Here is a 10,055-nt window from a genome sequence, read left to right as displayed (position 1 = left end):
TGGCGCGGTCGCCGGAGCGTCTGCGCTGCCGGCCATGGGGGCGTCATCCCAAGCTGACCATTGCGGCTGGCGATGCGCTGGATCGCAAGGCTCTGGTGCGGGCTGCTGCCGGCTGTGGGAGCGCCTTCTACCTGATCCATTCCATGAACGCCCAAAAGGGCCATTATGCCGACGCCGACCGCCGGGCGGCCGCCAACATGGTCGAGGCCGGCCACCTGGGCGGTTTGGAGCGCATCATTTACCTGGGCGGTTTGGGGGCTCGCGAGCACGAGGCCTTGAGCCCGCATCTTAAATCGCGCCACGAGGTCGAAGATATCCTTACGAACGGCCCGGTACCGGTGACGATTTTAAGGGCCGCCATGATTCTGGGGTCGGGCAGCGCTTCCTTTGAAATGCTGCGCTACCTGGCGGACCGGTTGCCGGTGATGGTCACCCCTCGCTGGGTGCGGACGCCCTGTCAGCCCATCGCCATCGGCAATGTGCTTGACTATCTGATCGGCTGCCTGACGGAACCGGGGACAACCGGTCAGACCTTCGATATCGGCGGGCCGGATGTCCTCACCTATCAGGATCTGATCCAGACGTACGCCCGGGTTGCCGGGTTGCGGCCGCGGATCATCATTCCCGTACCGGTGCTAACGCCGTGGCTCAGCGCCAAATGGGTCCACCTGATTACACCGGTGCCGGCGTCCATCGCCCAGCCCCTTGCCGAGGGACTCGCCATTCCGGTGACTTGCCAGGACCGGCGCATTTTGGATCTGGTTCCGATCCGGCGCATGTCCGCCATGGAGGCTATTCAAACGGCCTTGGCGCGGATCCGCCAGGAGCAGGTGGAGACCTGTTGGTTCGACGGCGGCGGGCGCCTGCCACCCGAGTGGACCACCTGCGGGGACGCCGAATATGCCGGCGGAACCGTGATGGGCGGCGCCCACCGGATTGTCCTGGCGGGTGACGAACAGACCGTGTGGCGCGCCGTGACCCGGATCGGTGGTCGCGAAGGCTGGTATTTTGCCCAGTTGCTCTGGCACATCCGGGGCGCCATGGATCGCCTGGTCGGCGGCCCGGGATTACGGCGCGGGCGGCGCCATCCCACGGACTTGCGGGTGGGCGACGGCCTTGATTTCTGGCGCGTAATCGCCCTGGAACCGAACCGGCGGCTGTTGCTTCTGGCGGAGATGAAGGCCCCGGGGGATGCTTTACTGGAATTTGTGATTACCCCCCAAACGGCCGGACGCGTGGAGCTTAAAATGGTTTCGCGCTTCCTGCCGCGCGGCTTGGGCGGAATCCTATACTGGTATGCGCTGCTGCCCACCCATCAGTGGCTTTTCGAGGGGATGCTGCGGGCGGTGGCAGCCCGGATCGGAATGAAAGTCGTGCGCGGTCCGGAGAAAACTTCCATCAGGGAACCGTTGGTGTGCCGGCGATAGACCGTGCTTCCGGTGGTCGTACTACCGACGTGGGTCTTCAGGCGACCTTCGGCGGAGTCGGAAAGATGCCCATCAGCCGGCACTGGGTAAGCCGGCGATGGACCCGGAAGCCCATTTTCGTGTGCATGCCCAGGGATACCCGCCAGTTGCTGTACATGCCTGAAATCATGTGGATCCCGCCCCCATCGCGCACTGCCGCCATCAGCGCAGCTAGCAGTGTCGAGCCTATCCCACGGCCGGCGAAGGCTGGATGCACGAAGATATAGACCAGGTAGGATTCGCCGGGCGCCAGCCGGAGGGTGTACCAGGTAGCCAGGCGGACGTCGGTGAAGGTGACCCAGGCAAAGGCTTGAATGCGGTTTTCGCTTTCCAGCAAGAGGCAGCGGTCGCCCCGGCGCAGGGCGGCCTCCATAAAATCGGTCTCCTTGACGAATCCCTGCAAGGCGTTGATGGCGAAAAGATCGTCTTTTTCCGCCCAGCGCATTTGCAGTGCATCGGGAAGCGTCCGGTCGGGGATCGGTTCTCGCAGATCCCGGCGCAGCTCGAGCCATTCCTCGCAGGTTTTCATCTTCTCGACCAACCGTTGAATGGATTCCCTGAACGGCATGCCGAATGACTCCTTTGCTCAGCTTTTGAAATAGGCCGCCCATCGGGCCAGCATGCCCTTGAGGCGGGCGCGTACGGTCGGCACGGGTTGCCCGTTTAGGCAGGGCCAGTACTTTCGGTGGGCCTCGCTGACCCGCCAGCATATGTAATCGACCCGCTTCTGATCGGCCGCCGCCAGCATCGGCCGGATGTCGGTGCGACGCCGACCGGTCATCTCCCGAAGAACTTCCCGAACCGACGCCCGAAGCGCATCAAGATCGTAGCCGCCTTCGAGGGCCAACACCAGCCGGCCCTGGCAGCACGCATCGGCAACCTCCATGAGGATCCGGGTCATGGCGGCGAACCCGTCGGGCGTGACCCGCATGCCGCCCAGCGGATCCTGGGTGTGGATGTCAAAACCGGCGCTCACCAGGACCAGGTCCGGCTTAAAGGCCATGGCCACGGGGCGCAGCAGGCGTTCGAAAAGCGCCAGGAAATCGCCGTCACCAGCACCGGAGAGCAGGGGCGTATTGATTGTAAAACCCCGCCCCGGCCCCTTGCCGATTTCCTTCACCCGTCCGGTATGCGGGTAGGTGAACGCGCGGTGGGTCGAGAAAAAAAGCACCGATGGATCGTCTTCAAAGCAATGCTGGGTGCCGTTGCCGTGATGCAGGTCAAAATCCACCACCAGAATACGGGCGAGCTTCAGCCGGTTTTGGGCAAAGCGAGTGCCGATAGCGATGTTGTTGTAGAGGCAGAACCCGCCGGATGCCGCGCGTTCGGCATGGTGGCCGGGAGGCCGTACCCAAGCGAAGGCGTTGTCCACCTGACCGGTGTGAACCGCCTTGATGGCACGACACAGGCCGCCGGCAGCCAATAGGGCCGCATCATGGGAACCCGGAGCAGTGCGCGTGTCCTCGTCAAGATAGGTGGGTGTGCCGCCGGCGGTGGCTTCCAGCCGGCGGATGTAGCGCGCTGCATGCACTGTTTCCAGTTCGGCATTTTTGGCCGGCCGCGGGGTGATGATGGTGACCGCGTCGGCCAACTCGGGTTCATCGAGCAGTGGGTAGAGCACATCCAGCCGCTCCGGGCATTCCGGCTCACCAGGGCCCATGCAGTGTTCCGCATAGCGTGGATCCTTGACAATGCCGGTTCTCCGGCGGAGCGATGCGGGGGGCGCGGGTTTCGGACGTGGTGAATCTTTCGGGCGCATGGCATGGGCACTCCTCATCGAGTTGAATCATTTGATTCTTCTTAATAAGGTAATGGCCATGCGGGTTAGGTCAATCCGTGGGCCCTGCCTGCAACTTTCAGGGTGCAGGAAAAATTCATCAGCACCACAGAAGAATTAAAGGACAGCGATTGGCATACAAACCTTCTGTTGCTTTTCCCGGAAGTAACGTTCCGATAACATCGGAAGAGTGTTACTTTATGTTACCGGCCCTGTCTGCGCACCGACGTCGAACCCACCCAACGACTTCATTCTTCGTCGTATCCGCCCATCTCTTGCTCGCGGCATTCAGGATTACTGCAGCAGGGGGCCTCTTCCACGGTCAACAATTGATATCCCTTGGCCAGGCGTTCGACAATGAATCGGGCACCGCAGGCCTCGCAATGGACGAACTTGGGGGCATAGTCAGGGGCCAGTTCGATCCTGGTTTGTGCACCACAGTAAGGGCAGCTCGTGATCTCTTTGGCCATCCGGTGGGCATTGGCGGCATGTTTCATGGCTCACCTCCATTGTTGATCGTTCATTTTTCCAGATATACATTGTCCGTTATCCTACCGAATGAACATCAATATTCATGCCAGTTGACATCAAAGGGGAAACCTTTAAAAATAGAAGTAAACTTGATGGACTCGTAAAAAGTCGCATCCCCGACGATTCGTAAAAAGCCCGAGATCAAGGCTTGCGAATCCTGAGGAATGAGGCGTACTTAGCGTACGCCGCAGTGACGAAGGATGAAGCGTAACGCCGATATCGGGATTTTTACGAATCCGTCAAACTTTTCAAGAGATCTTTTTGGGATTCAACATGGAAGATAAACAGAATGACCCCAATGGGTTGTCTGGACGAATAAACAAGCTCCCAGACGAGATTCTCAATGCGCAGTCAGCGGGCGTCGATTATTTGAAGTGGAAGTTGATTTTGGTGGCGGGATTGGGTGCGGCCGCATTGGGCTCTGGGGGGAACAAGCCGTTTTATCTTTTGCTGGCGCTGATTCCGCTGGTTTGCATTTACGTGGATCTCCTATGCGCGGGGCTGTCCGTGCGCATGATCGCAATCGGCAGGTTCTACGCAAATGTCCACGGCGACAGTTATGAATGTTTCGCACGGCACAATAAGATGGTTTTTCGGTCTGAAGATTGGGCGCAGCGATGGTCGACATATGCCATCTGTCTTGCCGTGGGCGGAATTGGCTTGCTTCGCCAAACCTTCTATAAATTCGAACCTTCCGAGCAAACCTGGCTGCTTTTTTGGCAATGGTATGCGCAGCCTTCAAAGGAAGACGGCATTTTGATTGCTTCGGCTTTGTTTGGATTCGTGCTGGCCATGTTCACCAACCGGAAGTGCCGCGGGTTGATCAAGACGCTGTCCCCGCCATTTCATTTGCCGGAATATCAAAATCGAAAGCTGGGGGGGCTGTTCCGGGCCGCATATACGCCTGATGAATTCCAAGCCCTGCGTGTTTTTTTGGATCAGAAGGGCGTATTTCTCTTCAAGGGGCTGCCCAACGGTTTGTTTTCCGCCGCCAGTTCTGCCGGTGAGAACGATAAATCCGGCTATCAATATGTATGGGTCCGCGACAACGTGCATGTCGCTCACGCCCATTGGATTTGTGGCGATAGAATCACGGCTGGACGCAACCTGTCCGCATTGATGCGGTTTTTCCACACCCAGCAAAAGCGCTTTCGTGCGATCGTTGAGGATGCTGAGGTGGACCCGGAAAAAGCACTCGCGGCGGATCCGATGAATCGTCCACACATCCGTTTCGACGGCCGCGAGTTGTCCGCGGTCCGCCAGAAATGGCCTCATGCCCAGAATGACGCATTGGGCTATTTCCTTTGGTTCTATTGCAAGCTGGTGAAGGACGCGGTGGTCCACCCGAGCGACGCGGACCTGGAATGTTTGGCGGATTTTCCGCGATATTTCAAAAAAATCCGCTATTGGCAGGACCGGGATAGCGGTCACTGGGAAGAAGTGCGCAAAGTTTCCGCGTCGTCCATCGGAACGGTCATCGCCGGTTTGCGCGAGTTTGAGCACCTGTTGGAGAACAATCCGAAACTGAAGCGGCTGGCCGACCATCGTGGACTTGATCTACCCCAGCTCCAAGATCTTCGCCATGAGGGAGAAAAGGCGCTCAAGAGAATTTTACCCAATGAGTCAGTGGGGTCGGTGGCGTCAACGTCCAGCAATCAAGATTGCCATCGGCGTTATGACAGCGCGTTGCTGTTCCTGATCTACCCCTTGGAGGTTCTCGACGGAGAGGATGCGGCAGGGGTTCTGGCGGACGTGAGAACGCATCTGCAGGGCGACTACGGCATTCGTCGTTATTTGGGTGATTCTTATTGGTTTCCGGACTACAAAAAAATCCCGTGGTATAAACGGATTTCCGGCTGGAAACTCACGGGGGATTTCAGTGGCAGCATGGAGGCGCGCGATCGGCACGTTCGGCCTGGCGAGGAAGCACAGTGGTGCCTTTTTGATCCCATCCTTTCAGTCATCTACGGGCGATGGCATCTTCGTTGCCAAAATGAAGGCAAGACGAGGGAGGCCAAGGCATTTCTTGAACTGCAAACCGCTCATTTGAATCGTTCGCTTGCCCAGTTATATGCCGGTTCGGCAGACGCCTCGATGTTGCTTGCGCCCGAAGCCTACTATCTGGAAAATGGCCGCTATGTGCCCAACGACCATTGCCCGCTTCTTTGGACCCAAGCGAACCTTTGGCTGGCTGTAAATCAGATGCAGCAAAGCTTGATGGCGTCGCGGGAACAGTTGAGCCACCAAACCCACTGGGAACCCATTGGACCATCCATGGAAAAAGGTATCGGACAAAATGGGCCAAGCGTCGGCAGGCGGCCGTGGCACGCATGAAGAAATTCGTTGAAGAACTTGTATAACCACCAACCGGCGGGTTGTCGCGAATCCGCTGCATCCGATGGCGGGGATGTACGGCCGTGAACAGGGTTATGCGCCTTGGGCCCATGCCGTCAGGGCATCCGGTTGATCCATACTGAAAAAATCCATCCGGATACCGCTGAACAGACTGAACAGGCCCACCAGGGAATCCTTCCACGAACGATCGCAAACAACGGCAACCGCCTCGATGGCGTGTTCATACAGGCGCAGGAACCGAAGGTCGTCCAGAAAATCCTCGGCACTGTTGAAGGTCGATAGTGCCGCATGACGATCACTATCCGCACGGTTCCAAGTGCCGGCACGGCCTGATCCATATCCCGGCAGATTGCCCGGAAGCGCCGCTTATCAATGGGTGCGCGGACAACCAGGGTCAGCAGATTGCCCGTTTGGGAAAATTCAGATAGCTGCATTCATGCACCTCCTTTTCCGATAGGTTTCATTCATCTCTACGATAAGCATTATCAGCGCCCATTTAACCCTGACACCAGGGACGCTCGTCATCCAGTAAAAATCTTGTTGACATGGGTTCGTCTTAGATATGAGTTATTCTCATAACATAGGCTTTAATAAGGGAAAAAATGAGAGAGATAAAAACAGAAATCATGATAAACGCAAAACCGGATAAAATATGGTCTGTCTTGATAGATTTTGAGCGTTATCCAGATTGGAATCCTTTTATCAAGTCTATTTCCGGTAACAAAGAGGTGGGTGGACATCTTGCTGTTGAAGTTCAACCACCAGAGCGTAATCCTTTGATTTTACGGTTTGAGTCAGGAAGGGAGCTTCGTTGGAAAGGAAAGTTTATCATCAAGGGGATTTTTGATGGAGAGCATTATTTCCTTATCAATGGCAATGATGATGGAACCGCGACTTTGATTCAAGGTGAGAAATTCAGTGGACTATTGGTCAGTTTGCTTGGGAAAGTTTTGGAAAATACAAAAAGGGGATTTATTCTAATGAATGAAGCATTAAAAAAAAAGATGCGACATAGCGTAATTTCACATAAACCGTTAGCCGATTGGAGATGAAACCCTATGACAGACAAGCGCGTCGACCTGGCCGGGCCGGGAATAGGTGACTATAAAAAATCGCACAGGATTTGCCCGATGATTACCAAGCCCTTCTTTCTCCGATGGATAGAATGAAGGCCGTTTTTGCCATCAAGAATTACATTGAAGCCCATCTGTGCAAGGAACTCAATCTACAGATGGTTCAGGTCCCTCTTATCGTCGATAAAGACAGCGGCGTGAACGATTACTTGGACCGCGACGGGTCGCGAACACCGGTGGAATTTCCATGTGGGCTGGGACTCGATACGCCCCTACAAGCCCAAGTCGTTCAGGCAGCCACGAAGTGGAAGCGCATGGCTTTGCATCAGTTTGCCTGCAAGGTCGGCGAGGGTATTTGCACCGATATGAGAGCTGTGCGCAAGGACTACTTCCTCGACCACGACCATAGCGCCTACGTAGACCAGTGGGATTGGGAGTTGGCCATAAAACCGGAAGACCGTACACTCGATTTTCTAAAAAATATCGTTAACCGCATATGGAAGGTGATCCGCGGCGCCGGCCAATTGGTGCAGGATCTGTATCCCCCCTCAAGACGTCCAATTATCCTGATTTTCCGGAGAAACTCACTTTTTTCCACGCCGAGGAGATTCTCGACTTATACCCGGACCTACCCCGGAAGCAGCGTGAGACGCGGATCCTTCTTGATCACGCGCCGGCGGTCTTCATCATTGGCATCGGCTGGCCTTTGAAGGACGGTTACCCGCATGAGATGCGCGCTGCCGATTACGACGATTGGGCAACCGAGACGATCTTCAAGAACGGCGAGCAGTATCATGGCTTGAACGGAGATATCCTGGTGTGGAATCCCGTGACGAAACGGCGTCACGAGCTGACGTCGATGGGCATACGGGTTACGAAGCAAACGCTTAAACTTCAGCTCAAAATGTCAGATCAGGAGGATTTTCTCAGTCTTCCGTACCACCGCGCCATTATCAACGACCGAATTCCGCTCAGTATCGGTGGCGGCATCGGACAGGCCAGAACCTTCATGTACCTGTTGCGTACGGCTCATCTTGGAGAGGTGACGGTCTCCATATGGCCCAAGGTGCTTAAGGATATCTGCGCAAAGAAGAACATCCATTTGCTCGAGTAGCCGCTATTCATCCTGCAACCTCAGGGGGAGACGTTATCGTCGCCGGTGGGTGGGCAGGGCCGCGAGAAAAACGTTTTTGTAGCGCAGCCAGAACAAGAGCGTCAGCCCGCCGCTGACGGTTGCCATGGTGCCCAGGACGTTGATCTTGTCCGGCCATTGCAGGGAGACGATCCCCATGGAGCCGGCGCCCAGAATCATGAAGGTGAAAACCAAAAGGGAAGATGCCGCGCCCACGTCCTGATGGACCTGCTCCAGGATGAGGTTGTTCGTCGGCGGCCGGTTCAACCCGAAGAAAAACGTCATCATGGCCATGGGCAGGGTCAGGCTCCAAGGGGAGGTGTGTGGCCACACAAGCATCCAGATCCCGGCGGTCAGGACCCCGGCGAAGGAGATGGTGACGAGCTTTTGCGTGGGAATGTAGAGCGAAATCCGCCCGAAAACCAGGGAACCAAGCATGCTCGCCATGGCGTTGGCGCCAAAGAAGATGCCGAACTGGCGTTCGCTGAGCCCGAAATGGGAGATGTAAATCTCCGACGATCCGGCGATGAAGGCGAACATGGGAAAAACCAGCAGTGACATGGCCAAAAGCAGGCTGGTGTAGCGGCCGTTGCCCAGCAGACGGATGTAGACACCGATCACTTTGCGGGGGCTGACCGTGCTGAAGGTTTTCAGCGGCTCGGTCATGCGGTAGACGCCCAAAAAGGCCACCGCACCCATCAGCGCCTGGACCACGAAAACCCAGCGCCAGTCGGCCCAATAAATCACCCAGCTGCCGATGATGGGGGCCAGCATGGGGGCCAGGGCCATGATCACGGCGATGTGGGCCATGACACGCTCGCGCGATTCGGCGTCAAAGAGATCCTTGCAGATGGCCAGGCTCAGGGCCGAGGCCGACGCTGCGCCGGCCGCCTGAAATACCCGCGCGACGATCATCATCTGGATACCGTCGGACAGGGCGCAGGCCAGGCTGGCGGCAATATAGATGCCGGTGCCCACCATCAGGGGCCGGCGGCGGCCGTAGCGGTCGGAAATCGGGCCATACACCAAGAGGAACACGCAGTAGGCGATGAAAAAACCGATCAGGGTCAGGTTGATCACCATGATCGGCTGCTGCCATTGCGCGCGCAATTCGGGGATGGCCGGCAGGTACATGTCCGTGGAGAGCGGCGGAAAGGCTGCCAACAGGGCGATTAAAAAGAGAAGGCGCGTGCTCACGGTCACGGGGATACGTGCTCCCATCCGCCCCCAAGGGCTTTATAAAGGGTGATCAGGTCGGTCGTGACCGTGCCTTCGCTTTGGGCCAGGGCATCCTGGAAGGAGAGCAAGCTGCGTTGGGCATCCAGCACGCTGGTGAAATCCACCAAGCCGGCGGAATACCGATCCCGGGCCAGATCGGCGGCGCGCTGGGCCGCATCCACGGCCTCCCTGAGGTGGGCCCGGCGCAATTGCTCCTCGGCGTAGGCTGTCAGGGCATTTTCGACTTCTTCCAAGGCGCTCAGCACGGCGCCCTCATAGACCGCCAGATACTGTTCCTGGATGGCGCTTTGAACCTCGATATTGCGCCGGATGGCCCCGGCGTCGAAGATCCGCCAGGAGACCGATGGCCCCAGACTCCAGAAGCGGCTGGACGCGTCGAAGAAATCACCGGAGTTGATCGATTCCAGGCCGATGGAGCCGAGCAGCTGGAATTTCGGGTAGAGGTCGGCCGTGGCCACACCGATGCGGGCGCTCTGGGCGGC

Annotated in this window: 11 protein-coding genes; 5 read left to right on the top strand and 6 right to left on the bottom strand. The window is 57.3% G+C overall.

All coding sequences use genetic code 11. The features are described 5' to 3' along the window. Positions 1-1,427 (top strand): SDR family oxidoreductase (locus tag JCM12296_RS29085; RefSeq protein WP_054700339.1); only part of this gene is annotated, 1,427 nt, incomplete at its 5' end. Between the two features lie 37 nt (positions 1,428-1,464). On the opposite strand, the gene JCM12296_RS29080 is transcribed toward JCM12296_RS29085, so the two are convergent. The 3 genes from JCM12296_RS29080 to JCM12296_RS29070 form a co-directional block, all read right to left on the bottom strand. Then, on the bottom strand, positions 1,465-2,034 hold the full coding sequence (locus JCM12296_RS29080; RefSeq protein ID WP_054700337.1) for a GNAT family N-acetyltransferase: 570 nt from the start codon (positions 2,032-2,034) through the stop codon (positions 1,465-1,467). Positions 2,035-2,052: 18 nt separating this feature from the next. Beyond that, the gene (locus JCM12296_RS29075; protein ID WP_083456623.1) at positions 2,053-3,225 is read right to left on the bottom strand and encodes a histone deacetylase family protein; all 1,173 of its coding nucleotides are present in this window, start codon (positions 3,223-3,225) and stop codon (positions 2,053-2,055) included. Positions 3,226-3,491: 266 nt separating this feature from the next. Next, entirely contained in the window at positions 3,492-3,740 is a 249-nt protein-coding gene (locus tag JCM12296_RS29070; RefSeq protein WP_157067993.1) for a hypothetical protein, read from the bottom strand. Between the two features lie 307 nt (positions 3,741-4,047). Here JCM12296_RS29070 and JCM12296_RS29065 point away from each other — a divergent pair, with 307 nt between their 5' ends. Beyond that, positions 4,048-6,108 (top strand): glycoside hydrolase family 15 protein, encoded by a 2,061-nt coding sequence (locus JCM12296_RS29065; protein ID WP_218188342.1) that lies wholly within the window; start codon positions 4,048-4,050, stop codon positions 6,106-6,108. A 116-nt stretch (positions 6,109-6,224) separates the two neighbouring features. On the opposite strand, the gene JCM12296_RS51635 is transcribed toward JCM12296_RS29065, so the two are convergent. Then, a complete protein-coding gene (locus JCM12296_RS51635) occupies positions 6,225-6,563 on the bottom strand; it encodes a hypothetical protein (protein ID WP_157067992.1) in 339 nt (112 codons plus the stop codon). Positions 6,564-6,731: 168 nt separating this feature from the next. Between JCM12296_RS51635 and JCM12296_RS29060 the strand changes: the two genes are divergently transcribed. The 3 genes from JCM12296_RS29060 (at position 6,732) to JCM12296_RS48340 (ending at position 8,316) form a co-directional block, all read left to right on the top strand. Next, a complete protein-coding gene (locus tag JCM12296_RS29060; RefSeq protein WP_054700334.1) occupies positions 6,732-7,181 on the top strand; it encodes an SRPBCC domain-containing protein in 450 nt (149 codons plus the stop codon). A gap of 113 nt (positions 7,182-7,294) precedes the next feature. Beyond that, on the top strand, positions 7,295-7,912 hold the full coding sequence (locus tag JCM12296_RS48345) for a class-II aminoacyl-tRNA synthetase family protein (protein WP_218188341.1): 618 nt from the start codon (positions 7,295-7,297) through the stop codon (positions 7,910-7,912). After that, positions 7,810-8,316, top strand: a complete 507-nt coding sequence (locus JCM12296_RS48340; RefSeq protein WP_281492192.1) for a hypothetical protein — start codon at positions 7,810-7,812, stop codon at positions 8,314-8,316. The genes JCM12296_RS48345 and JCM12296_RS48340 overlap by 103 nt, the downstream gene beginning before the upstream one ends. Before the next feature lie 33 nt (positions 8,317-8,349). Here the strand turns inward: JCM12296_RS48340 and JCM12296_RS29050 are convergent, their stop codons facing one another. Continuing rightward, entirely contained in the window at positions 8,350-9,555 is a 1,206-nt protein-coding gene (locus JCM12296_RS29050) for a multidrug effflux MFS transporter (protein WP_054700332.1), read from the bottom strand. Next, the coding region (locus JCM12296_RS29045) for a TolC family protein (protein WP_172684161.1) at positions 9,534-10,055 on the bottom strand (522 nt) is incomplete at its 5' end. The genes JCM12296_RS29045 and JCM12296_RS29050, both read right to left, overlap by 22 nt.

This window comes from Desulfosarcina cetonica JCM 12296, assembly GCF_001311845.1.
Lineage (GTDB): Bacteria > Desulfobacterota > Desulfobacteria > Desulfobacterales > Desulfosarcinaceae > Desulfosarcina > Desulfosarcina cetonica.
Note: the sequence above shows the minus strand (reverse complement) of the source record. Positions and strands in the feature narration are given on the sequence as shown.